This is a genomic window from Vibrio sp. 10N.222.52.B12, assembly GCF_002875385.1.
Classification (GTDB): Bacteria; Pseudomonadota; Gammaproteobacteria; order Enterobacterales; family Vibrionaceae; genus Vibrio; species Vibrio jasicida.
This window is the reverse complement of record NZ_MDAW01000174.1, coordinates 30,008-52,841: the sequence shown is the minus strand read 5'-3', so window position 1 is coordinate 52,841 and position 22,834 is coordinate 30,008. Positions and strand designations below refer to the sequence as shown.

Annotated in this window: 18 protein-coding genes; 11 read left to right on the top strand and 7 right to left on the bottom strand. The window is 45.8% G+C overall.

All coding sequences use genetic code 11. From position 1 onward, the window contains the following. The first annotated feature begins 350 nt into the window (after nt 1-350). The 3 genes from BCT11_RS27425 (at nt 351) to BCT11_RS27415 (ending at nt 2,581) form a co-directional block, all read left to right on the top strand. Nucleotides 351-539, top strand: coding sequence for a bacterioferritin-associated ferredoxin (locus tag BCT11_RS27425; protein WP_038873712.1), 189 nt, complete (start codon nt 351-353; stop codon nt 537-539). A gap of 74 nt (nt 540-613) precedes the next feature. After that, on the top strand, nt 614-1,090 hold the full coding sequence (gene bfr / locus BCT11_RS27420; RefSeq protein WP_038873709.1) for a bacterioferritin: 477 nt from the start codon (nt 614-616) through the stop codon (nt 1,088-1,090). Between the two features lie 207 nt (nt 1,091-1,297). Then, a complete protein-coding gene (locus BCT11_RS27415) occupies nt 1,298-2,581 on the top strand; it encodes a malic enzyme-like NAD(P)-binding protein (protein WP_102389946.1) in 1,284 nt (427 codons plus the stop codon). Between the two features lie 101 nt (nt 2,582-2,682). Here BCT11_RS27415 and metJ read toward each other — a convergent pair whose 3' ends face one another. After that, nucleotides 2,683-3,003: a met regulon transcriptional regulator MetJ gene (gene metJ / locus BCT11_RS27410; RefSeq protein WP_038873704.1), complete on the bottom strand. Its 321-nt coding sequence runs from the start codon at nt 3,001-3,003 to the stop codon at nt 2,683-2,685. Nucleotides 3,004-3,232: 229 nt separating this feature from the next. Between metJ and BCT11_RS27405 the strand changes: the two genes are divergently transcribed. From BCT11_RS27405 to metF, 3 genes are all read left to right on the top strand, one after another. Then, nucleotides 3,233-4,393 carry an O-succinylhomoserine (thiol)-lyase gene (locus BCT11_RS27405; RefSeq protein WP_102389945.1) on the top strand — a complete coding sequence of 387 codons (1,161 nt, stop codon included), beginning with the start codon at nt 3,233-3,235 and terminating at the stop codon, nt 4,391-4,393. An 18-nt stretch (nt 4,394-4,411) separates the two neighbouring features. Next, on the top strand, nt 4,412-6,820 hold the full coding sequence (locus tag BCT11_RS27400; RefSeq protein WP_102389943.1) for a bifunctional aspartate kinase/homoserine dehydrogenase II: 2,409 nt from the start codon (nt 4,412-4,414) through the stop codon (nt 6,818-6,820). 271 nt (nt 6,821-7,091) lie between these two features. After that, complete coding sequence (gene metF / locus BCT11_RS27395) at nt 7,092-7,994, top strand: methylenetetrahydrofolate reductase (RefSeq protein ID WP_038873696.1); 903 nt, start codon at nt 7,092-7,094, stop codon at nt 7,992-7,994. Between the two features lie 70 nt (nt 7,995-8,064). Here metF and BCT11_RS27390 read toward each other — a convergent pair whose 3' ends face one another. From BCT11_RS27390 to argE, 3 genes are all read right to left on the bottom strand, one after another. Then, on the bottom strand, nt 8,065-8,604 hold the full coding sequence (locus BCT11_RS27390) for a PadR family transcriptional regulator (RefSeq protein ID WP_038873693.1): 540 nt from the start codon (nt 8,602-8,604) through the stop codon (nt 8,065-8,067). Between the two features lie 438 nt (nt 8,605-9,042). Continuing rightward, nucleotides 9,043-11,676 (bottom strand): phosphoenolpyruvate carboxylase, encoded by a 2,634-nt coding sequence (gene ppc / locus BCT11_RS27385; protein ID WP_102389950.1) that lies wholly within the window; start codon nt 11,674-11,676, stop codon nt 9,043-9,045. 279 nt (nt 11,677-11,955) lie between these two features. Then, entirely contained in the window at nt 11,956-13,098 is a 1,143-nt protein-coding gene (argE, locus tag BCT11_RS27380; protein WP_102389941.1) for an acetylornithine deacetylase, read from the bottom strand. 144 nt (nt 13,099-13,242) lie between these two features. On the opposite strand from argE, the gene argC reads away from it, so the two are divergent. From argC to argH, 4 genes are all read left to right on the top strand, one after another. Beyond that, complete coding sequence (gene argC / locus BCT11_RS27375; protein WP_102389939.1) at nt 13,243-14,247, top strand: N-acetyl-gamma-glutamyl-phosphate reductase; 1,005 nt, start codon at nt 13,243-13,245, stop codon at nt 14,245-14,247. Nucleotides 14,248-14,268: 21 nt separating this feature from the next. Further along, nucleotides 14,269-15,060, top strand: coding sequence for an acetylglutamate kinase (gene argB / locus BCT11_RS27370; protein ID WP_102389938.1), 792 nt, complete (start codon nt 14,269-14,271; stop codon nt 15,058-15,060). A 90-nt stretch (nt 15,061-15,150) separates the two neighbouring features. Then, the gene (locus BCT11_RS27365) at nt 15,151-16,365 is read left to right on the top strand and encodes an argininosuccinate synthase (RefSeq protein ID WP_009705512.1); all 1,215 of its coding nucleotides are present in this window, start codon (nt 15,151-15,153) and stop codon (nt 16,363-16,365) included. Between the two features lie 250 nt (nt 16,366-16,615). Next, the gene (gene argH, locus BCT11_RS27360) at nt 16,616-18,490 is read left to right on the top strand and encodes an argininosuccinate lyase (protein WP_039975339.1); all 1,875 of its coding nucleotides are present in this window, start codon (nt 16,616-16,618) and stop codon (nt 18,488-18,490) included. 154 nt (nt 18,491-18,644) lie between these two features. Here the strand turns inward: argH and BCT11_RS27355 are convergent, their stop codons facing one another. The 3 genes from BCT11_RS27355 to BCT11_RS27340 form a co-directional block, all read right to left on the bottom strand. Then, nucleotides 18,645-18,926, bottom strand: coding sequence for a DUF3624 domain-containing protein (locus BCT11_RS27355; protein ID WP_039975341.1), 282 nt, complete (start codon nt 18,924-18,926; stop codon nt 18,645-18,647). Between the two features lie 383 nt (nt 18,927-19,309). After that, nucleotides 19,310-20,782, bottom strand: coding sequence for a dihydrolipoyl dehydrogenase (locus tag BCT11_RS27345; protein ID WP_102389936.1), 1,473 nt, complete (start codon nt 20,780-20,782; stop codon nt 19,310-19,312). Between the two features lie 226 nt (nt 20,783-21,008). Further along, nucleotides 21,009-21,737 carry a redoxin family protein gene (locus BCT11_RS27340; RefSeq protein WP_038865508.1) on the bottom strand — a complete coding sequence of 243 codons (729 nt, stop codon included), beginning with the start codon at nt 21,735-21,737 and terminating at the stop codon, nt 21,009-21,011. A gap of 173 nt (nt 21,738-21,910) precedes the next feature. Here BCT11_RS27340 and oxyR point away from each other — a divergent pair, with 173 nt between their 5' ends. Continuing rightward, nucleotides 21,911-22,819, top strand: coding sequence for a DNA-binding transcriptional regulator OxyR (gene oxyR / locus BCT11_RS27335; RefSeq protein WP_038865506.1), 909 nt, complete (start codon nt 21,911-21,913; stop codon nt 22,817-22,819). Nucleotides 22,820-22,834 lie beyond the last annotated feature (15 nt).

Below are 22,834 nucleotides of genomic sequence, written 5' to 3'. Positions count from 1 at the left end.
AAGATCTTCGACTAATTCTTACTGAATTAATCGTAATCTTGCACTCTTCTTCTATTTGAAGAAGCGCTAGAAAAGGGGAAGCTAAGGCTTCCCTTTTTTATACCTGCTATTCCTCTTTTCAATATGGTTATAAGCCCATCATTCTTAGTCATGCTTTTTGTTTTTTAAAAACATGATCTTAGTTCTACTCGATTTTCTCTTCTTTTTAGCCATCCGCTAAGTCACTGAAAACTGCCAAAGCGGTCCAGACTGTTATAACAAAACGTTCTGTAATTCGTCTTAATACAACTGGTAACAAGAACGATTCTTGTTTATATTTCATTCCAAAGTGAAATTTAAAGGTAGTGAATATGTACGTTTGTCTTTGCCATGGCGTCTCTGACAAGAAAATTAGGAAGTTGGCGATAGATGAAGGCGTAACAGATATAAAAGGAATTAAAAGATGTACGGCGTTGGGAAGTCAATGCGGCAAGTGCATCAAGCAAGCGAAAGAAATTTTAGCTGAAACTGAATACCTAATGCTGAAACAAGCTAGCTAAATATTAGCTGAGCCTTTTTGACACCTTCTCATTTGCTTCTACATTTAAATGAAGCCAAAGAGGAGGGCTTTGCCATGAAAGGCGATCCAATCATTATTCAACATCTCAATAAGATACTCGGTAACGAGCTCGTCGCGATCAACCAATATTTTCTGCATGCCCGTATGTATAAAGACTGGGGATTAAAGCATCTCGCAGATAAGGAATACCACGAGTCGATCGATGAAATGAAACATGCTGATCACTTGATCGAGCGTATTCTGTTCCTTGAGGGGTTACCTAATTTACAAGACCTCGGCAAACTTATGATCGGTGAAGATACCAAAGAAATGCTTGAGTGTGACCTTAAACTTGAGATGGCCGCCATTCCAGATTTGAAAGATGCCATCGCTTACGCTGAGGATATTCGCGATTATGTCTCTAGAGATCTGTTTCAAGATATTCTCGAAGACGAAGAAGAGCACGTTGACTGGCTTGAGACTCAACTCGGTTTGATCCAGATGTCCGGTATAGAAAATTACCTACAAGCACAATATGTCGATGAAGAGTGAGATTATATTTCGCTGTTTTCCTATCCAAACCAAGTGATAAAAAGAGCACCTGACCTGTAAACAGGGTGCTCATCACTAATATCTGGTCTAATCTCTTTTATTATCGGCCCTTTTAAGGATATCGCTCGCAATCTAGCCTATGAAGTTTGACTTCTATCCTTTAGAATTTATTCCCCCTTACCGAAAAATAACAAAGAGAAACGATCCATGTCTGAAGACAATCGCCAAGAAGTCACCCCAGAAGAAGAACGCCGCCAACAAGCATTGGATTACCATGCATATCCAACCCCAGGAAAAATTGCCGTAGAGCTAACTAAGCCTGCTGAAACTGCAAATGACCTTGCTCTTGCATACAGCCCTGGTGTTGCAGAACCTGTACGTGAAATCGCACAGAACGCTGACAACGTGTATAAGTACACAGCGAAGGGCAACATGGTTGCGGTTATTTCTAACGGCACGGCTATTCTTGGTCTTGGTAATCTTGGCCCGCTGGCTTCTAAACCAGTAATGGAAGGTAAAGCGCTATTGTTCAAACGCTTTGCTGGTTTAGACTCAATTGATATCGAAGTAAAACACCGCACGATCGACGAATTTGTCGACACAGTAGCAAATATTGCTGATACATTCGGTGGTATCAACCTAGAAGATATCAAAGCCCCTGATTGTTTTGAGATTGAAAAGCGTCTGATTGAACGCTGTGACGTGCCAGTATTCCATGACGATCAACACGGTACAGCGATCGTAACGGCAGCAGGTATGTTGAATGCAATCGAGCTGCAAGGTAAGAAGCTCGAAGACTCCACGATTGTTTGTTTAGGCGCGGGTGCGGCGGCAGTCGCGTGTATGGAACTATTGATCAAATGTGGCGCGATGCGCGAGAAGATCTACATGCTGGATCGTAAAGGGGTGATCCACACGCGTCGTGATGATCTCAATGAATACAAACAGCTGTTTGCTAACAACACAGATAAGCGCACGTTGGAAGATGTGATTGAAGGTGCGGATCTTTTCTTGGGTGTATCGGGTCCAAATCTACTACCTGCAGAAGCATTGAAGCTCATGGCAGACAAGCCAGTTGTGTTCGCATGTTCAAACCCAGATCCAGAAATCAAACCTGAATTGGCTCACGAAGTGCGTGATGACTTGATCATGGGTACAGGTCGCAGTGACTACCCGAACCAAGTAAACAACGTATTGTGTTTCCCATTCATCTTCCGTGGCGCATTGGATGTTCGTGCAAGCGAGATCAATGATGAAATGAAACTGGCTGCGGTTGACGCGATTCGTGAATTGGCGAAAGAGCCAGTACCGGAAGCGGTATTAAAAGCAGCTGGCGTCGATAAGCTAGAGTTCGGAACTGACTACATCATTCCAAAGCCAATGGATTCACGCCTACTACCACGCGTGGCAAAAGCGGTGGCTCAAGCTGCGGTTGACTCTGGTGTGGCACGTATTGAAATGCCAGAGAATTACATGGCTCAACAGTGGTAAAGTAAAATTTAAAAATAAAAAAGGGACGCTCTCGCGTCCCTTTTTTTGTTCTTGGAAACCGTCCCCAGCACAGCTTCTATCATCGACGAATTTGTAAGCAATTATTCTTCGTCGAATGCTTCGAATTCGATTCCCATCGCTGTCATGATTGCTTTTGCTTCGGTAGGAATATCGTCTGGACGGTCTTTACGCAAATCTTCATCAGTTGGCAGTGGTTGACCTGTGTAAGCGTGTAGGAACGCTTCACACAGTAGTTCACTGTTAGTCGCATGGCGTAAGTTGTTGATCTGGCGGCGTGTTCGCTCATCAGTCAGCACTTTTAAAACTTTTAGCGGGATTGAGACGGTAATCTTTTTCACTTGTTCGCTTTTTTTACCGTGCTCAGCATACGGGCTAATGTATTCGCCATTCCAGTCAGCCATTGCGCACCTTCATTAATGTAATAAGTTAGAAAAATAAATATAGGTGCTGATTTTAGCTGCATTTACTGCCATAAGCAAAGACATATAGACGTCTAGAAGTGTTGACGTCTCATTTTTAGACAAGTAAAGTGAGGTTAATAGTTAGGGAAGAGTGTTAATCAATTGAGCAATACAAGCTAGATATAGCGCATTCCCATTTAGATGTCACCACCCGTGAAAGGATACACCCATGAGCACCCGTAAGCCTGCGACCATTGCTGTACGCACTGGTATCGAGTCAGACAGCCAATACAACGCTGTTGTACCACCTATTTACCTTTCTACTAACTATGGCTTCCCTGCATTTGGTGAAGTGCCTGAATACGATTATACCCGTTCTGGTAACCCTAACCGAGGCTTACTAGAGCAAGCATTGTACGAGCTTGAATCAGGCAAAGGAGCGGTTGTTACTAACTGTGGTACATCAGCATTAAACCTTTGGGTATCGACGTTTCTTGGTCCTGATGATCTAATTGTAGCGCCGCACGATTGCTACGGCGGTACCTATCGTCTTTTCAATACTCGTGCGAACAAGGGTGATTTTAAAGTGCAGTTTGTCGATCAGTCGGATCAGCAAGCTCTTGATGCGGCGATTGCGAAAAAACCAAAGCTTATCTTGCTAGAAACACCGTCAAACCCGCTTGTGCGCGTGGTCGATATTGCCGCTGTGTGTGAAAAGGCAAAACAAGTCGGTGCACTGGTTGCCGTGGACAATACCTTTTTGACACCTGTGTACCAAAAGCCTTTGGAGCTAGGTGCGGATTTTGTTATCCACTCTACGACGAAATACATTAACGGTCACTCCGACGTTATTGGTGGTGTGGTGATCACTAAGAGTGAAGAGCATGCAGAAGAGCTGGCGTGGTGGGGCAATTGCATTGGGGCGACGGGAACACCATTCGACAGTTACATGACATTAAGAGGAATTCGTACGCTGGGTGCGCGAATGCGAGTTCATGAAGAAAGTTCTCAAGATGTACTTGCTTACTTACAGACTCAATCGTTAGTTGCACAGATTTATCACCCAAGTTTGCCAGAGCATCCTGGACATGACATCGCCAAGAAGCAGCAATCCGGTTTTGGCTCTATGTTGAGCTTCGAATTCGCAGGATCATTTGAACAACTCAAAGTGTTTGTAAAAGAGCTGGAATTGTTTTCGTTAGCTGAGTCCTTGGGTGGGGTTGAAAGCTTGATTTGTCATCCTGCATCGATGACACATCGCGCGATGGGGGAAGCGGCATTAGCTGAAGCTGGTGTTTCTCAACAGTTACTGCGCTTATCCGTTGGTCTTGAAGATGCACAGGATTTGATCGCCGATCTTGAGCAAGCATTTTTAAAAGCAGCACAGTAATCGGGAGAGAGAAAAGTCATGAGTGTACAACGTCAGCTGCATAAATTTGGCGGCAGCAGTTTAGCCAACCCCGAATGCTATTTACGTGTGGTTGAAATACTAAAAGAGTATTCAGCCGAAAATGATTTAGTCGTGGTGTCTGCGGCAGGGAAAACCACCAATCGCTTGATCGAGTTTCTTGAAGGTTTAGATAAAGACGGTCGTGTTGCGCATGAAGCATTACAAAGCTTGAGACACTTCCAAACTGAATTGGTAGAAGCTTTGTTAACAGGTGAGGCACAGACGCAACTGCTTGCTTCCCTTCAAGATGAATTCAGTACTCTAGCAGAGTTAACGGCTCCGTTAACAGAAGCTCAAAAAGCCGCAGTGCTTGGACATGGTGAGGTATGGTCTTCACGCTTACTTGCTGCATTGCTGTCGCAGCAGAGTTTGCCGGCGGTTGCACAAGACTCTCGTACCTTTTTACGTGCAGAAGTAGGTACACAGCCAGAAGTCGACCGCGCTCGTTCTTACGCTCTAATTAGAGAAGCATTGGCACAACATAATCATCAGCGAGTGATTATCACAGGGTTTATGGCACAGAATGAGGCGGGAGAGACAGTACTGTTAGGTCGTAATGGTTCTGATTACTCGGCTACGGTCATTGGTGCACTGGCAGAAGCTAGTACTGTTACTATTTGGAGTGATGTCGCAGGTGTGTATAGTGCGGATCCACGTTTAGTCTCTGATGCATGCTTGTTGCCCCTACTACGTTTAGATGAAGCAAGTGAACTTGCTCGCTTAGCTGCTCCGGTATTGCACAGTCGCACGCTTCAACCTGTTGCTCAAAGTACGATGGATTTGAACCTCAAATGCAGCTATCAACCGGAGTCTGGCTCAACCCGAATTGAGCGTGTATTAGCATCTGGTCGTGGCGCTAAAATCATTACCTCTCTTGATGAAGTGTTACTCGTGCAACTTTCATTTGTGCATGGTCATGATTTTGAGCGAGCGCAGAAAGAAGTGTTGCAAGCGTTAAAGCGCGCTCAATTAGAGCCACTAGCATTTGAAGCGCAAGAAGACCAACAGACATTGCGCTTAGCGTACACGTCCGAGATAGCCGGTGGTGCATTGGCTTACCTTCAAGAGTTGGCGGTTGAAGCTGAAATTAAACTGAAAGAGGGTTACTCACTGCTCGCAGCGGTAGGTGCAGGGGTCACGAAAAACGCCAATCATTGCTTTGGTTTTTATCAGCAGTTAAAAGACTCTCCGGTTGAATTTATCTCAGAGGCACAATCAGGGCTGAGTCTCGTCGCAGTATTACGCCGAGCCGAAGTGGAAGAGTTAGTACAAAGTATTCATAGTCAGCTGTTTCAAGCGCAAAAGCGCGTAGCGGTTGCCTTGTGTGGTAAAGGTAATATTGGTTCAAGTTGGTTATCACTGTTCGCAGAGCAAAAAGAAGAGCTCGAAAAACGCCACGGCATGAGCTTTGATTTAGTGGCGGTGGTAGATAGCCAAACTTACTGGTTTGATGAAAACGGGATTGATGCAGCAACGGTTGCTCAGCGCTTTGATGATGAAAGCATAGAGAATGATAGCAATTGGCTAACTAAGCTCGGTGCGATTCAAAATTTCGACGAAGCGGTGGTACTGGATGTCACTGCGAGTAAAGATCTGGCGGCACGTTATGTAGAAATTGCACAGCAAGGTATTCATCTTATCTCGGCGAACAAGGTGGCAGGTTCAGCTGATAGTCAGTATTACCATCAAGTACAAGATGCTTTCGCTAAGATTGGCCGTCATTGGCTATACAACGCGACGGTTGGTGCGGGGCTACCAATAAATCACACCGTTCGAGATTTGCGTGAAAGCGGTGACGAGATTGTCGCACTGTCGGGTATCTTCTCAGGTACGCTATCTTGGTTATTCCAACAATTTGATGGTTCGGTACCATTTACTGAACTAGTCGACTTAGCATGGCAGCAAGGTTTGACTGAGCCCGATCCTCGCTCAGATTTAGATGGTTCTGATGTGATGCGAAAGTTGGTTATCTTAGCTCGTGAGTCTGGTTTGGATATTGAACCTGAAAGTGTGAAGGTCGAATCGTTGGTACCAGAAGAGTTGCGAGATTTGAGCCTAGACGCTTTCTTTGACCAAGGTGATACCTTAAGTGAAATCCTGCAAGAGCGCCTAACTAAAGCTCAAAGAAACGACCAAGTGCTACGTTATGTCGCCCGTCTCGAGCGTAACGGTAAAGCAACGGTAGGAGTTGAGGCACTATCACGAGAGCATGCTTTAGCGAACTTACTACCGTGTGACAACATTTTCGCAATTGAGAGTAAATGGTACAAAGACAACCCATTAGTGATTCGTGGTCCGGGCGCAGGACGTGAAGTGACGGCCGGTGCGATTCAATCTGATCTTAATCGCCTAGCTGGCTTATTCTAAATCTTACTAAGCCCAATTTTGCGAACTACCACAAAACCTCGGATGGCTTCCGGGGTTTTTTATTGTCTTGATAATGCCATACTGAATCACAGAGTTAGGCGATGAGGTTGTCACTTAGGAACTTGAACTATCCTAATTATTAACTTGAGAAAAATTCATAATCACAAGGTTGACATTAAATCATATTCAATACATTCTGGAGACATATAGACGTCTAAACGTCGATTTAAGGATTTTGATTTCGTGGTGGAGTTGCCACAGGGAGAGTAAGATGGGATACACACATGCAGGGCATATTGATGCCTTAAACCAGAATATCGCTGAACTATCAGACAATATCAACGTCTCATTTGAGTTTTTCCCACCAAGCAGTGAAAAGATGGAAGAAACACTGTGGAACTCAGTGCACCGCCTTAAAACTCTTCAACCGAAATTCGTTTCTGTTACTTATGGCGCAAATTCAGGCGAGCGTGACAGAACCCACTCTATCATCAAAGAAATCAAAGCAGCGACGGGTCTTGTTGCTGCGCCTCACCTAACGTGTATCGACGCAACTCGTGATGAATTGATCGACATTGCTGACGATTACTGGAATAACGGTATCAAGAACATTGTTGCGCTGCGCGGTGATATTCCACCAGGTGGTGGTGCGCCAGATATGTATGCGTCAGACTTGGTAGAGCTGCTTAAAGCACGCCATGATTTTGATATCTCAGTGGCAGCATTCCCAGAAGTACACCCAGAAGCGAAAAGCGCACAATCGGATCTGCTTAACTTAAAGCGTAAGGTTGAAGCAGGGGCAAACCGTGCAATTACCCAATTCTTCTTTGATGTGGAATCTTACCTACGCTTCCGTGATCGCTGTGTAGCGGCAGGGATTGATGTAGAAATCGTTCCGGGGATCTTGCCTGTATCAAACTTCAAACAAGCGTCTCGCTTCGCTGCGCAGAACAACGTGAAAGTGCCGGGTTGGATGAGCAAACAGTTTGAAGGTTTGGATGATGATCCTGTGACGCGTCAGCTTGTTGGTGCTAGCCAAGCGATTGATATGGTGCGTGTCTTAAGCCGTGAAGGCGTGAAGGACTTCCACTTCTACACACTTAACCGTGCAGAGATGACTTATGCACTATGCCATACGCTCGGTGTTCGCCCACAAGTCGCAGTAGGCGCTTAATACGTTTTCCCCAGATAGACAAAAGGCTTGCCCATCGGCAAGCCTTTTTCGTTTTATTCAAAGCGACGAATTAGCCAATCACTTCAAGTTCTGTTAGCACTTCTTCTGCCCAGTTAATCCACGCTTCACGTAGCATTAAGTTACGACGAAGTGTTAGACGCTCTAGTCGTGCTTGTTTGTCTAGTGTTGATGGTGTTGCGTAGTACGCGGCTTCAATCTCTTTGTAATGAGAAACCAGTTTACGAGACTCTTCCACAAGTTCAGAAAGTTGGTCACGAAACGGTGTCGCAGGTTGCACTGCACAAGCCATTAGCTTAGCAGAGAACTCATCACGTACTGTTGGGTGTGCTGTTGGTTGATCGAACCACTCACCTAAGGCGCCACGGCCAGCGTCAGTAATTGAGTAAACCTTACGGTCAGGTTTGCCTTCTTGCGGTTCAAGTACGCAAGTAACCAGCTCTTTCTCAGCCATTTTGTTTAGTTCACGGTAAACTTGTTGGTGACTTGCTTTCCAGAAGTAACCGATGCTAGCTGAGAATTCTTTAGTGATGTCGTAACCGGTTGCGTCGCGAGTGCTAAGAACAGTTAAAATTACGTGTGGTAATGACATGTCTTCAATCCAAATGGTCAATAAACTTGTAAACAAGCTACTTACACTTTCATTTGCGCTCTTTCTGACGCTTGAGTTTTTTATGTGTAAATAGCACCAACAATGTTGGTCCTGTCACCTTAAAGCCGTTTATCACCTAGAGTGATGGGTGTTTCCATCGAGCTGGAGCCTATTTGATTGGATTTGTGAGCTTCCAGCAGGCAAGTAGTATATAAATAATAAGCATGAAGTGGAATAGTAGGACAAAATTACCCAAAAAAACTAATAAAATACTCAATAGTGTTTTTGTGTAGTGTTTTATGTTGTTTGGTGGGGACTTTTTGTTTTTTTCTTGGATTAAATATCTGGTTGCGTATTGCTCAAATAGTAGAAGTGATTGGTTAGTAGTAACAAAGGCTGAGTATTAACTCAGCCTTTGGTTCTTTATGCGTAGCTTGGTTAGCCTGTGTTACGCATACCAGCTGCAATACCTGCAATGGTTACCATCAGTGCTTCTTCTAAGTTTGCAGAAGATACTTCAGTCTGGCGAGTACGGTACAGCAATTCAGCTTGAAGCATGTTCAATGGCTCTACGTAGATGTTACGTAGGCGAATGGATTCTAGTCCCCAAGGATCGCTTTGCATCAAGTTCTCGTTGTTTTCTACGTTCAGGACAGACTTAATGTCCTGTTGAAGTTGATCTCGTAAGCGATCACCCAGCGGTTGAAGCTGCTCCTCAACTAAGCGCTGATCATAGTAACGAGAGATGTCCATGTTGCACTTGGTGTACACCATCTCAAGCATACCTAGACGAGTCGAGAAGAATGGCCATTCACGACACATTTCTTCCAGTAGTGCCTGATGGCCTTTGTCTACTGAGTATTGAATCGCTTCACCAGCCCCTAGCCATGCTGGAAGAACCAAACGGTTTTGGCTCCAAGAGAAGATCCAAGGAATCGCACGTAAACTTTCCACGCCACCATTCGGGTTACGTTTTGCAGGGCGAGAACCTAGAGGCAGTTTACCTAGCTCAAGTTCAGGTGTTGCTTGGCGGAAGTAAGGCACGAAGTCTGGCTCACCACGAACGACGCTACGGTAGGCTTCACAGCTCACCTCGGACAGCACATCCATTAAGTCACGCCACTCTTGTTTAGGCTCTGGTGGCGGCAGTAGGTTCGCTTCTAGGATTGCACTTGCATACAAGTTGAAGCTGTTGACTGCGACATCAGGTAGACCCAGCTTAAAGCGGATCATCTCACCTTGTTCGGTTACGCGCAGACCGCCTTTCAGGCTCTTAGGTGGTTGAGATAGTAGTGCAGCGTGAGCCGGCGCACCACCACGACCAATTGTACCGCCGCGACCGTGGAATAGTGTGAGTTCAACGCCTTCTTCTTCTGCAACCTTAACCAGAGAGTCCATCGCATGGTATTGCGCCCAACCTGCTGACATTACGCCTGCATCTTTTGCAGAGTCAGAGTAGCCAATCATCACCATTTGGTGGTTTTGGATAAAGCCGCGGTATAGATCAATGCCCATCAGCTGCTTGATTACCGCTTCTGCGTTGTTCAAATCGTCTAGCGTTTCGAACAGTGGACATACGTCCATGCGGTAAGGGCAACCCGCTTCTTGTAGCAGTAGATGCACGGCAAGTACGTCAGAAGCGGTACGTGCCATTGAGATAACGTAAGCACCAAACGCTTCGCGAGGTTGTGCTGCCACAATCTTACAGGTATCCAAAACCTCTTTAACTGGCTCTGATGGCTCCCAGTCGCGAGGTAGAAGAGGGCGCTTAGATGCAAGTTCGTTGGTTAAGAAAGCAATCTTGTCTTGCTCGCTCCACTGCTCATAGTCACCAATGCCTAGGTAACGAGTCAATTCAGAAAGCACATCAGCATGACGAGTACTTTCTTGACGAATATCGAGACGAACTAGGTGGATACCGAATGCTTTAACGCGGCGCAGCGTATCCAGCAGTGAGCCGTTGGCAATCACGCCCATGCCACATTCGTTTAGCGATTGGTAACACGCGTAAAGTGGTTCCCAAAGCTGCTCTACTTTTTGCAGAGGTGCTTTGACTGCCAATTTCTGGCCGTGAACTTTCGCGTCTAGAATGTCTTTAGTTTCGTTCAATAGTGAGCGAAGTTGTTTCAGAATCGCACGGTATGGTTCGTGTTGATCTTCACCTGCAAGCTCACGGACTTTATCGTTGCACACTGTCATTGACAGTTCGCTGATCAATTCGTTGATGTCGTTAAGATATAGGTCAGCTGCTTTCCAGCGAGATAGAAGCAGTACTTCACGAGTCACGCTGTGGGTTACAAATGGGTTACCGTCGCGGTCACCACCCATCCAAGAAGAGAAGTGCACTGGGCGAGCATCAATTGGCAGACCTTCGCCAAGGTAAGATTTCAGGCGGTCGTTCATTTCACGTAAGAAGTCAGGTACGGCTTCCCATAGTGAGTTTTCGACCACTGCAAAGCCCCATTTAGCTTCATCAAGCGGTGTCGGGCGCTGCTGACGGATAACGTCAGAGTGCCAGCTTTGAACGATAAGTTGTTCAAGGCGACGTTCAGTTTTCTTACGCTCTTTGAAAGAGAGATCGCTCAGCTCAAGCTTAGATAGGCACTCGTTGATCTTCACCAGCTTATTGATCATGGTTCGACGAGTGATTTCGGTCGGGTGCGCAGTTAGAACCAATTCAATGTTCAGGTCGCGAACCGCTTGTGCCGTGTCTAGCTTGCTCACATCATTTTGCACCAGCTTTGAGAACAGCGAGTTAATTGCGTCAGGTTCGCAGATATGCTCTTCACAATGGCGTGAAATGGTGTGGTATTGCTCAGCAATATTGGTCAGGTTTAGAAATTGGTTGAACGCGCGGGTCACGGGCGTCAATTGCTCATCTGGCAAGCTTTTAATCTCTTCGATTAAGCTGTCTCTGTCAGCATTATTTCCAGCTTGAGCCGATTTGGATAATTTACGAATGGTTTCCACTTTCTCGAAGATTTCTTCGCCGTGGGCATCGCGAATTGTGTTGCCCAGTAAGTGGCCCAGCATGCGCACATTGCTTTTGAGTGCGGCGTATTTCTCGTTCATTGTCATCCTGCCTCGTAAAAAAACTACATCCATTGTCCTTGTTAAGACTCCAATCTAGCGAAAAGCACCAGTTCTAGTCAAATAAAGCACGCATAGATTGCAATTATTCCACTTCTCTCCTGATTTAGAGCAAAAATAGGTCAGCTTATCGAAGGAGAAGTGAAAATTAATTACAAAATAACGCTCTAAAAGAAGGATATAGCGTGCTAGAGGGGGCGTGGCGCAGATAACAAAATGCAGCTCAATCGAGCTGCATTGTGAGGAAAGTACAGAATGCGACTAACAACAATATTTCACCATCGCACGTGATAACACGTCGATGGTTGGGTCGATAAAGTCGAATGACAAGAACTCATCAGGTTGGTGAGCTTGGTCAATCGAGCCGGGACCTAAAACCAGTGTTGGACACAACTGTTGAAGAAATGGTGCTTCAGTACAGTAGTTAACGGTTTCTGAACTGGTTTGGCAGATCTCTTCTACACCACCGATAAATGGGTGGTCGTGTTGGCATTCGTACCCCGGAATTGGCTCGTGCAGGGGAATGATTTCTAATCGCCCTGGCCATTTCGCTTCCACTTCTTTCAAGGCTCCGCGCAGCATGTTCTCCAAACCATCAAGGCTAATACCAGGAAGAGGACGCACGTCATAATGCAGTTCGCAGCAACCGCAAATCCGGTTTGCACTGTCACCGCCATGAATATGACCGAGGTTTAGGGTAGGGCTTGGAATGGCAAAACCAGGGTGGTGGTACTCTTTCACTAGCTTGTCACGCAGTTGCATCATGGCAAACATGACCTCATGCATGATTTCAATGGCGTTGACACCAAGTGCAGGATCCGATGAGTGACCGGATTTACCTGTTACGCGAATAGCATTTGCCACATGTCCTTTGTGACCTCGAATGGGTACAAGGCTGGTGGGTTCACCAATGATGCAGTAATCCGGTTTAAAAGGTGCGTTCTCAGTGAAATGACGCGCACCCAGCATGGTGGTTTCTTCATCACAGGTCGCCAACACATACAGCGGCTTGGTTTGTTTACTCCAGTCGACTTTCTTTACCGCTTCATAAATAAAGGCAAAGAAGCCTTTCATATCCGCAGTACCTAAACCGTAAAAGCGGTTGTCTTTCTCGGTCAGCTTATGTGGGTCAAAACTCCAACGTCCTTCATCAAATGGAACGGTATCACTATGGCCTGCGAGAAGTAAGCCGCCTTCACCTTCACCTTCACCCATACGTGCGATCATATTGTGTTTGCCTGGTTCCACTTCGATCACTTCAACACTAAAGCCAAGATCTTTAAACCAAGATGCCAGCTTCTCGATCACTTTGGCATTGCCTTGATCCCAACTTGGATCGGTTGAGCTTATCGAAGAGGTACTGATCAGTCCTTCATAGACCTCTAGAAAACTTGGTAATTGCATGGATTCTTCAATTCTCCTGTTGACAGACAGAGCACAAAAATGTAAAACACATATTAAATCATATTTATTGAATAAAAAATCAAAATAAAGCAAAAATTAAATATGAATAGTCATTTTCAGCCTTAAGTATATGGATGTCATGTAATGCTAAAAACCACGATTATCGGAGCCAGCGGCTACACCGGCGCAGAGTTGGCTTTAATGGTCAACAAACACCCTGAACTCACGCTATCAGGTTTATACGTTTCCGCCAATAGCGTAGATGCAGGAAAGAACATTGCTCAATTGCACGGCAAGTTAGCGGGTGTGATTGATATGCCAGTTTCGCCGCTGACTGACCCTGAGCAGGTTGCTCAAGCGTCAGATGTGGTCTTTCTGGCTACAGCACATGAAGTGAGCCACGACTTAGCCCCAATTTTCTTAGAGGCAGGCTGTCAGGTATTCGATTTATCCGGTGCATTCCGTGTGAAAAGCGAAGGCTTCTACAACACCTTTTATAGCTTCGAACATCAATATAACAACTGGCTAGATAAAGCTGCATACGGCTTAGCAGAGTGGAACCAAGAATCAATAAAAACCACTCCTTTGATTGCAGTGGCAGGTTGCTACCCAACCGCTTCACAGCTTGCAATCAAACCTTTATTAGAACACGCATTACTGGATACCAACCAATGGCCTGTGATTAACGCAACCAGTGGTGTGTCAGGTGCAGGGCGTAAAGCTTCCATGGTTAACAGCTTCTGCGAAGTGAGCTTGCAACCTTACGGTGTCTTTAACCATCGTCACCAACCAGAGATTGCTCAGCATTTGGGTTGCGATGTGATTTTTACTCCACACCTAGGCAACTTTAAGCGCGGCATTCTTGCCACGATCACCATGAAACTTTCGCAAGGCGTGACGGAAACACAAGTGGCGAAAGCGTTTGAACAAGCTTACCAAGGCAAGCCTGCGGTTCGTCTTAAAGGTGATGGTATTCCACGTATTCAGGATGTCGAAAATACTCCTTTCTGTGATATCGGCTGGAAGGTGCAAGGCGAACACATCATTGTGATTTCTGCGATCGACAACCTACTTAAAGGTGCATCGAGTCAAGCGATGCAATGTCTCAATATTCATTACGGTTACCCAGAACTGACAGCGTTGCTGTAGTCGTTGAAAGAGGGAAATGCGATGACGCAAACCAATCAAGCTCCTTTAGTCATTAAGCTCGGTGGTGCAGCTCTATCTTGCACTCAAACCTTAAGCCAACTGTTTGCTGCTATTGCGGCATACCAAAAATCAGCACAGCGACAAATCGCCATCGTTCATGGCGGTGGCTACCTAGTTGATGAGTTGATGGCAAAGCTTCAGCTTGAAACCGTAAAGAAAAACGGTCTTCGCGTAACGCCTTATGAGCAAATTCCTGTGATTGCAGGTGCGCTTGCAGGCACAGCAAACAAATTGCTTCAAGGTCAAGCGATTGCGGATGGTCTGAATGCAGTGGGTCTTAGTCTCGCCGATGGTGGGTTATGTCATGTTGAAGTACTTGATCCAGAGCTAGGCGCTGTAGGCAAAGCATCACCAGGTGATTCAACCCTTTTACAAGCGGTGCTAAGCGCAGGTGCACTGCCGATCATCAGCTCAATTGGTCTGACTGGAAAAGGTCAGATGATGAATGTGAATGCTGACCAAGCTGCGGTAGCGGTAGCGGGCGCACTAGATGCGGAGTTAGTACTTCTGTCTGATGTTAGCGGTGTGCTCGATGGCAAAGGTCACCTGATCAAAACGCTATCCGAGCAAGAAGCCGATGCATTGATCCAAGGGCAAGTAATCACCGACGGCATGATCGTCAAAGTTAAAGCCGCTTTGGAGGCAGCCAATGATCTTGGTCGTCCTATCGAAGTCGCGACATGGCGTTACCCAGAGAAACTGAACCAGCTATTCGCGGGTGAAAGTATTGGAACGCAGTTTCTGCCGCAATAAAGCAGAAGCAAAACAGTTAAAGAATTCAACATTAGGAAGTGGTTGGCACTGACCGCCGAGAGCAGCGCCAGTTAAGTTTGGAGAAAAAACATGAGCAAAGTGAACGTAAATAAAGTGGTAGTCGCATACTCAGGCGGTCTAGATACTTCAGTAATCATCCCGTGGCTAAAAGAGAACTACGACTGTGAAGTGGTGGCTTTCGTTGCCGATGTTGGTCAAGGTGCAGAGGAGCTAGAAGGTATTGAAGCGAAAGCAAAAGCTTCAGGTGCTTCAGAGTGCTATATCGCTGACCTGAAAGAAGAAATGGTCGCAGACTACATTTACCCGACACTAAAAACAGGCGCTTACTACGAAGGTAAATACCTACTAGGAACATCAATGGCGCGTCCAATCATTGCTAAAGCGCAGGTTGAAGTTGCACGTAAAGTTGGCGCAGACGCCCTGTGTCATGGCTGTACCGGTAAAGGTAACGACCAAGTACGTTTTGAAGGTGCATTTGCAGCACTAGCACCAGATCTGCATGTTATTGCGCCTTGGCGTGAGTGGGATCTAGTGAGCCGTGAAGAATGTCTGGATTACCTAGCAGAGCGCAATATCCCTTGTACGGCTTCTCTTACTAAGATCTACTCGCGTGATGCGAACGCATGGCACATTTCTACTGAAGGTGGCGTTTTAGAAGATACATGGAATGCGCCAAATGAAGATTGCTGGGCTTGGACTGTAGATCCAGAGCAAGCACCGAATGAAGCGGAAACCGTGACGCTGAAAGTAGCGAAAGGTGAAGTTGTTGAGGTAGATGGTGAAGCGATGACACCATACAACGCGTTGGTTTACCTAAACGAAAAAGGTGCGAAGCACGGCGTTGGTCGTATCGATATTGTCGAAAACCGTCTAGTGGGTATGAAGTCTCGTGGTTGCTACGAAACTCCGGGTGGCACCATCATGATGGAAGCGCTGCGTGCCGTAGAGCAACTGGTGCTGGACAAAGCGTCATTTGAATTCCGTGAGGAGCTTGGTCTGAAAGCATCGCACCTTGTTTATGATGGTCGTTGGTTCACGCCGCTATGTAAGTCTATCCTTGCGGCTTCTGAAGAGCTCGCGCAAGACGTGAATGGCGAAGTGGTTGTGAAGCTTTACAAAGGCCACGCAACGGTAACGCAAAAACGTTCGGATAACAGTTTGTACTCTGAAGAGTTTGCTACTTTTGGTGAAGATGAAGTTTATGACCAAAGCCATGCTGAAGGCTTTATCCGTCTTTACTCGCTATCAAGCCGTATTCGTGCGCTGAACAGCCAGAAAAAATAAGCCAATTTAACGCCTTATAAGATAAGAGACCTGCCACTATTGGCAGGTCTTTTTCGTTTTTGCTGACCTCATTGGCATAAAAATAAAATAACCATGAATAAATATGTAAAAATATTGAATTTCTACTTTATTTTTATCCGTGATTATCGTAACGTTGAGACATAAGAAAAAGTGAGCAAATGACCACCGATTTGGTCAACACTTAATGAAGAACACGTTAGCGTAAGCAATAGTCATCAGGAGAAACGCAATGGCATTATGGGGCGGAAGATTTACCCAAGCGGCAGACACCAGATTTAAAGACTTCAACGATTCATTGCGTTTCGATTACCGATTGGCTGAGCAAGACATCGTAGGCTCAATTGCGTGGTCTAAAGCATTGCTTTCTGTTGACGTGTTATCTGCAGAAGAACAACAAAAGCTTGAGCTGGCACTGAATGAGCTCAAGCTGGAAGTGATGGAAGACCCACATCAAATCTTGCGCTCAGATGCGGAAGATATCCACTCTTGGGTAGAGCAGCAACTGATCAACAAGGTCGGTGACCTAGGTAAAAAGCTACACACGGGCCGTTCTCGTAATGACCAAGTGGCAACCGACCTTAAACTTTGGTGTCGCCAGCAAGGTCAGCAATTGTTAATTGCGCTTGATCGCCTGCAAACTCAGATGGTTGGTGTTGCCAAGCAACATCAAGGCACCGTTCTTCCTGGTTACACTCACTTGCAACGTGCTCAACCTGTGACGTTTGCGCACTGGTGTTTGGCTTACGTGGAAATGTTTGAGCGTGATTACTCACGTTTGAGTGATGCCCTTAAGCGTTTGGACACGTGTCCACTTGGTTCTGGAGCGCTTGCGGGCACCGCTTACCCAATCGATCGTGAAGAGTTAGCTCACAATCTCGGTTTCCATCGCGCAACACGTAACTCGTTGGACTCGGTTTCTGACCGTGACCACGTGATGGAGTTGATGTCTGTGGCGTCTATCTCGATGTTGCACCTTTCGCGTTTAGCAGAAGATATGATCTTCTACAATTCGGGTGAATCTAACTTTATTGAATTAGCCGATACCGTGACGTCAGGTTCTTCTCTGATGCCACAGAAGAAAAACCCAGATGCACTAGAGCTTATTCGTGGTAAGACGGGGCGTGTGTACGGCGCACTTGCTGGCATGATGATGACGGTTAAAGCGTTACCATTGGCCTACAACAAAGACATGCAGGAAGATAAAGAAGGTCTGTTCGATGCGCTCGATACATGGAACGATTGCATGGAAATGGCGGCACTTTGTTTTGATGGCATCAAAGTCAATGGTGAGCGTACGCTAGAAGCGGCGAAACAAGGTTACGCAAACTCTACCGAATTGGCAGATTATCTAGTGGCGAAAGGCATCCCATTCCGTGAAGCGCACCATATTGTCGGTGTCGCTGTGGTCGGTGCTATTGCCAAAGGCTGTGCGTTGGAAGAATTGTCGATTGAAGAGCTGAAAGCTTTCTCTGAAGTGATTGAAGCGGATGTGTATGACATTCTTACCATTGATTCGTGCCTAGAGAAGCGTTGTGCACTTGGTGGTGTCGCGCCTCAGCAAGTTGCTTTCGCCGTCGATCAAGCAGACAAGCGCCTTTCTCAACGTGATACATCAGCAGTGAAAGTTCGACCTGCTCGTCTAACCGATATTGAAACCGTAGAAGGTATGGTTGCTTATTGGGCGAATATGGGGGAAAACCTACCGCGCTCACGCAATGAGTTGGTACGTGATATTGGCTCCTTCGCAGTTGCCGAGCACCACGGAGAGGTAACTGGCTGTGCATCTTTGTATGTCTATGACTCAGGGTTGGCAGAGATTCGCTCTCTCGGTATTGAAGCCGGTTGGCAAGGCCAAGGGCAGGGGAGTGCGATTGTGAACTATCTGGTTGAGAAAGCACGTCAGATGGCTATCAAGAAAGTCTTTGTGCTGACACGTACGCCTGAATTCTTTATGAAGCAGAGCTTCTTGCCAACCTCGAAGTCATTGTTGCCTGAGAAAGTGCTGAAAGATTGCGATCAGTGTCCACGTCAGCATGCGTGTGATGAAGTTGCACTAGAGATCAACTTGTTCGAACAATTGATCCAGAAAAGTAACGTAGCCTAGGTTGATGATTCTATTAGTATTTAAGAAAATACTAAAAAAATTGGAAAAAAACTTGGAACCTTTGAGAGGAAGCCCGGTCTATTAAAGTACCACTGCTTTTTCTTAGAAGAATCTAAGAGAGCCCCAAGACCGGTATTGGTTTTGGGGCTTTTTTCTATCTGTCATCTGAGTGATGATCATCCTTACTTTGTTTTCCATGACGGCGCTGCCACGGCAAAACCACAAAGCGCATCCATAGGTGCAAAAACAGTAAGCCGTTAAATGCAAATCCGGCAAAGATCAGCGCGATCGATTCAATAGTTTGCGGATCATCTTTAAATGCAAACCACCACACGATCCAACATAAGACGGAAAGTACCGTCAGTTGATCCATGCATCGCTGGCAACGTCCGATCTTTTTCCAAAACCAATGCTCTTGGCAACTTCGACAAGCCATTGTTCATCCACACTATCTATTTGTTCCTGATTATAACGGCTAACTCATGTTTGAGTTTCTCTTTGTCTGGTTTCTATGTCGTGTCTATCGAACCAAAAATGGAAAATTAACTTGGTTAAAAATGTGTAGCACGTAATTGGTGTATGGTTCGCTGTCAGCCAGACAATAGGAAAATAATAATGTCGACAGAACTTAAAGTAGCACTAGGCCTTGCTGGTGGTTTCTTCACAATTGGATTTACTGCCATTGTGCTTGTTAGCCGTTACGCAATGATGACTGCATAAACAACCACTTTGCTCAGTTTGAACTGATAGAGTTGGAATGAGAAAGCCTCGTCTATGACGAGGCTTTTGTTTGTCTGGGAGAGGTAAAGAGAATGAGCGTTAGCAACCAGGTCCACAATCAAGACAATGTTTGATCATCTCTGGACCTAAGTGGAGCTTCGCATTCAAATCTCGTAGCGCAGTGCGAACGCCTTCTTCAATCACAGGGTGGTAAAATGGCATATCAAGCATTTCAGATACTGTCATTTTATTTTGGTGTGCCCAAGCAAGCAGGTGGGCTAGGTGTTCGGCGTTTGGTCCCATCATTTCTGCGCCCAAGAAGCGACCAGTACCTTGTTCCCCATAGACATGCAGAATGCCTTTATTTCGAAGCATAACGCGTGAGCGACCTTGATTTTCAAACGATACTTGACCGGTAGCGAAACAGCTACATGTGCCAAAACGCGTTTCTAGTTGCTTGAAGGTTTCTCCTACCATAGCAATTTGTGGATCAGAGAACACTGCTGAGATTGGCGAGCGGCGCAGGCCTGCACGAATATCAGGGAAACGACCTGCGTTGTCGCCAGCAATACGCCCCTGATCTGCCGCTTCGTGTAATAATGGAATTTGATTGCTTGCATCACCCGCGATAAAGATGCTCTCTACCGAGGTTTGCAGAGTGTAATGATCCGCCGTTGGTACGCCGCGCTCATCCAGTGCCACATTGGTGTTTTCAATCGCGAGTTTATCCACATTCGGGCGACGACCGGTTGCTGCCAATACGTAATCGACAATAAAGGTTTCTAGTTCACCATCGTGGTTGATGAATTGGATTTCGACCTTATCTTCACCGTCATTTTCTGGTGAAGTAATACGTTTTATGCTTTCGACTTTTACATCGGCATCAAGATAGAACTCTTCTTTGAAGGCTTTATCGGCATACGCCATCACTTCAGGGTCGGTCAATGGTCCTACTTGACCACCAAGACCAAATAGCTTCACATTTACGCCTAAGCGATGCAACGCTTGACCCAATTCAAGACCAATCACACCCGGACCAAATACTGCAACGGATTCTGGCAAGTCATCCCAATCGAACACATCATCGTTAATCACTAAGCGGTCGCCGAGCTCATTCCATACAGCAGGGTAAGCAGGACGCGAACCGGTTGCTATCACAATACGCTTAGCTGTGATTTGAGTGTGATCATCAACGATTAACGTGTTGTCGTTGGTAAACTTAGCATAACCCGACACTTTATCTTCAGCAGGAATCTCATCGACGCCTTCCAACACAAAGCCTACAAAGCGGTCACGTTCTCGCTTTACTCGGTCCATGACTTCACGACCATTAATGTAAATGTCGCCTTGTGGGTGTACACCAAAGCCCGGTGCTTTCTCGATTTGGTGTACGCTTTCAGCAGCGGCGATCAAAAGTTTCGACGGCATGCATCCGACACGAGCACATGTTGTGCCGTAAGGGCCACCTTCGATCATCACAACGCTGTCTGTGTGTGATTTTGCTGCGCGGTAGGCGCCAAGACCAGCTGTACCACCACCAATAATTGCCACGTCGACATTTAACTGTTTCATAATGGATTCTCGTTTTTTCCAAACGCAGTTGAAGTGACTAAGTTTGGATGAGTGAATTTGAGTTCATTAATCTTGATAACTGGTTGAACGGTGAAGACAACCAGTTATCAAGACTAAGCATAGGAAGTGATTGAGGGGGTGGTCTCCCAGGCGAGGGATGCTCTGGGAGACCAAGGGCTGAGTTCTGGATAGCGAGATTGCCAACTCAAGCCCATTAGGCAAATTATTAACCTAGGTACGTTTCTAGCTCTTCGCTACCGCCGATGTGTTTACCACCGATGAACACTTGAGGTACCGTTGTGCGACCAGAGATTGCACGTAGACTTACTGTTGTTGCGTCTTTACCCAGAATCACTTCTTCATATTGAAGACCGTGGTCAATCAAGTTTTGTTTCGCCTTCATACAGAAAGGGCAACCTGGTTTAGTGAATACGGTGATTGATTCTTGAGTTTTGTACTCAGGAGCGATGTAATTCATCATCGTATCTGCATCAGATACTTTGAACGGGTCGCCTGGCTCGTTTGGTTCGATGAACATTTTTTCTACTACGCCGTTTTTCACTAGCATGCTGTAACGCCATGAACGCTTACCAAAACCAATGTCGTTTTTATCTACAAGCATACCCATACCGTCTGTAAACTCACCGTTACCATCTGGGATGAAAGTGATGTTTTCAGCTTCTTGGTCAGCTTTCCATGCGTTCATTACGAATGTATCGTTTACGGAAACACATAGAATCTCATCCACGCCATGTTCTTTAAATACAGAGAACAGTTCGTTGTAACGTGGTAGGTGGCTTGATGAGCACGTCGGAGTAAAAGCACCAGGCAAGCTAAATACGATAACCGTTTTGTCTTTGAACAAGTCTTCCGTGGTTACATTCACCCATGCGTCACCTTTACGGATAGGAAAAGTAACTTGTGGTACAGCTTGACCTTCTTTTGATGCAAACATGATGATTTCCTTTTAAATCTATGAATAATTCATTATCGAGCTTAGCGTTATTTAGCGCTCAGTTTCGTTTTCTTGAGCTCATTATTGAAAAAAAACTTTGATAGCTCTAATCGTTTAATGCTATGGTTTTGATAGATTATTTCTATCGCCAAACAAGAAGCGAATCGTACGTTATGAATATTCGAGATTTTGAGTACTTGGTGGCGCTTGCGGAGCACAAGCATTTTCGAAAAGCAGCGGAAGCTTGTTTTGTTAGTCAGCCAACATTGAGTGGCCAGATTCGTAAACTAGAAGACGAGTTAGGCACTGCCCTGCTTGAAAGAAGCAGTCGTCGCGTGTTGTTTACTGACTCTGGTTTACAGTTGGTTGAGCAAGCAAAACGTATTTTGAGTGAAGTAAAAACCTTCAAAGATATGGCGAGCGGTCAAAGTGGTGCCATGACTGGCCCAATGCACATTGGCTTTATCCCAACCGTTGGTCCTTACCTCCTACCTAAAATAGTTCCTCACCTTAAAGAAGAGTTTCCAGATTTGGAGCTGTTTTTACATGAGGCGCAGACCCACCAATTGGTCCGTCAATTAGAAGATGGTAAGTTAGATTGTCTTGTTTTAGCATCGGTTGATGAGACTGCGCCCTTTAAAGAAATTGAGGTGTACAACGAGCCTTTAAGTGTTGCGGTACCTTGTGATCACGAATGGGCTGGGTTAGATCATATTGATATGCTCGACCTCAATGGCAAGACGGTGTTGTCTTTGGGGGATGGTCATTGTTTACGAGACCAAGCTCTGGGTTTCTGCTTTGCTGCAGGAGCGAAAGATGATGAGCGCTTTAAAGCGACTAGCCTAGAAACACTGCGTAACATGGTGGCGGCGGGAGCAGGGATTACTCTGTTGCCACAGTTGTCTGTGCCGCATGAAAAGAAAAAAGATGGCGTGTGTTACGTGCCAGCAATGAACCCAACACCATCACGCAGTATTGTGTTGGTTTACCGTCCTGGCTCTCCATTGCGTACGCGCTTTGAAACCTTAGCAGCGACCATCAAAAATATTCTTGAAGCGAAAGAAGCACCAATTGCAGCCTAGCTTTGAAATGCTGAT

What these genes read in the sequence shown, in the direction of transcription:
- BCT11_RS27400 (WP_102389943.1), top strand. Translation starts at nt 4,412, where the DNA reads ATGAGTGTACAACGTCAGCTGCATAAATTTGGCGGCAGCAGTTTAGCC.
- BCT11_RS27355 (WP_039975341.1), bottom strand. Translation starts at nt 18,926, where the DNA reads ATGGCTTGTCGAAGTTGCCAAGAGCATTGGTTTTGGAAAAAGATCGGA.
- BCT11_RS27415 (WP_102389946.1), top strand. Translation starts at nt 1,298, where the DNA reads ATGTCTGAAGACAATCGCCAAGAAGTCACCCCAGAAGAAGAACGCCGC.
- BCT11_RS27340 (WP_038865508.1), bottom strand. Translation starts at nt 21,737, where the DNA reads ATGTTTGCATCAAAAGAAGGTCAAGCTGTACCACAAGTTACTTTTCCT.
- oxyR (WP_038865506.1), top strand. Translation starts at nt 21,911, where the DNA reads ATGAATATTCGAGATTTTGAGTACTTGGTGGCGCTTGCGGAGCACAAG.
- argH (WP_039975339.1), top strand. Translation starts at nt 16,616, where the DNA reads ATGGCATTATGGGGCGGAAGATTTACCCAAGCGGCAGACACCAGATTT.
- argE (WP_102389941.1), bottom strand. Translation starts at nt 13,098, where the DNA reads ATGCAATTACCAAGTTTTCTAGAGGTCTATGAAGGACTGATCAGTACC.
- BCT11_RS27365 (WP_009705512.1), top strand. Translation starts at nt 15,151, where the DNA reads ATGAGCAAAGTGAACGTAAATAAAGTGGTAGTCGCATACTCAGGCGGT.
- BCT11_RS27345 (WP_102389936.1), bottom strand. Translation starts at nt 20,782, where the DNA reads ATGAAACAGTTAAATGTCGACGTGGCAATTATTGGTGGTGGTACAGCT.
- BCT11_RS27405 (WP_102389945.1), top strand. Translation starts at nt 3,233, where the DNA reads ATGAGCACCCGTAAGCCTGCGACCATTGCTGTACGCACTGGTATCGAG.
- argB (WP_102389938.1), top strand. Translation starts at nt 14,269, where the DNA reads ATGACGCAAACCAATCAAGCTCCTTTAGTCATTAAGCTCGGTGGTGCA.
- metF (WP_038873696.1), top strand. Translation starts at nt 7,092, where the DNA reads ATGGGATACACACATGCAGGGCATATTGATGCCTTAAACCAGAATATC.
- BCT11_RS27425 (WP_038873712.1), top strand. Translation starts at nt 351, where the DNA reads ATGTACGTTTGTCTTTGCCATGGCGTCTCTGACAAGAAAATTAGGAAG.
- ppc (WP_102389950.1), bottom strand. Translation starts at nt 11,676, where the DNA reads ATGAACGAGAAATACGCCGCACTCAAAAGCAATGTGCGCATGCTGGGC.
- BCT11_RS27390 (WP_038873693.1), bottom strand. Translation starts at nt 8,604, where the DNA reads ATGTCATTACCACACGTAATTTTAACTGTTCTTAGCACTCGCGACGCA.
- bfr (WP_038873709.1), top strand. Translation starts at nt 614, where the DNA reads ATGAAAGGCGATCCAATCATTATTCAACATCTCAATAAGATACTCGGT.
- argC (WP_102389939.1), top strand. Translation starts at nt 13,243, where the DNA reads ATGCTAAAAACCACGATTATCGGAGCCAGCGGCTACACCGGCGCAGAG.
- metJ (WP_038873704.1), bottom strand. Translation starts at nt 3,003, where the DNA reads ATGGCTGACTGGAATGGCGAATACATTAGCCCGTATGCTGAGCACGGT.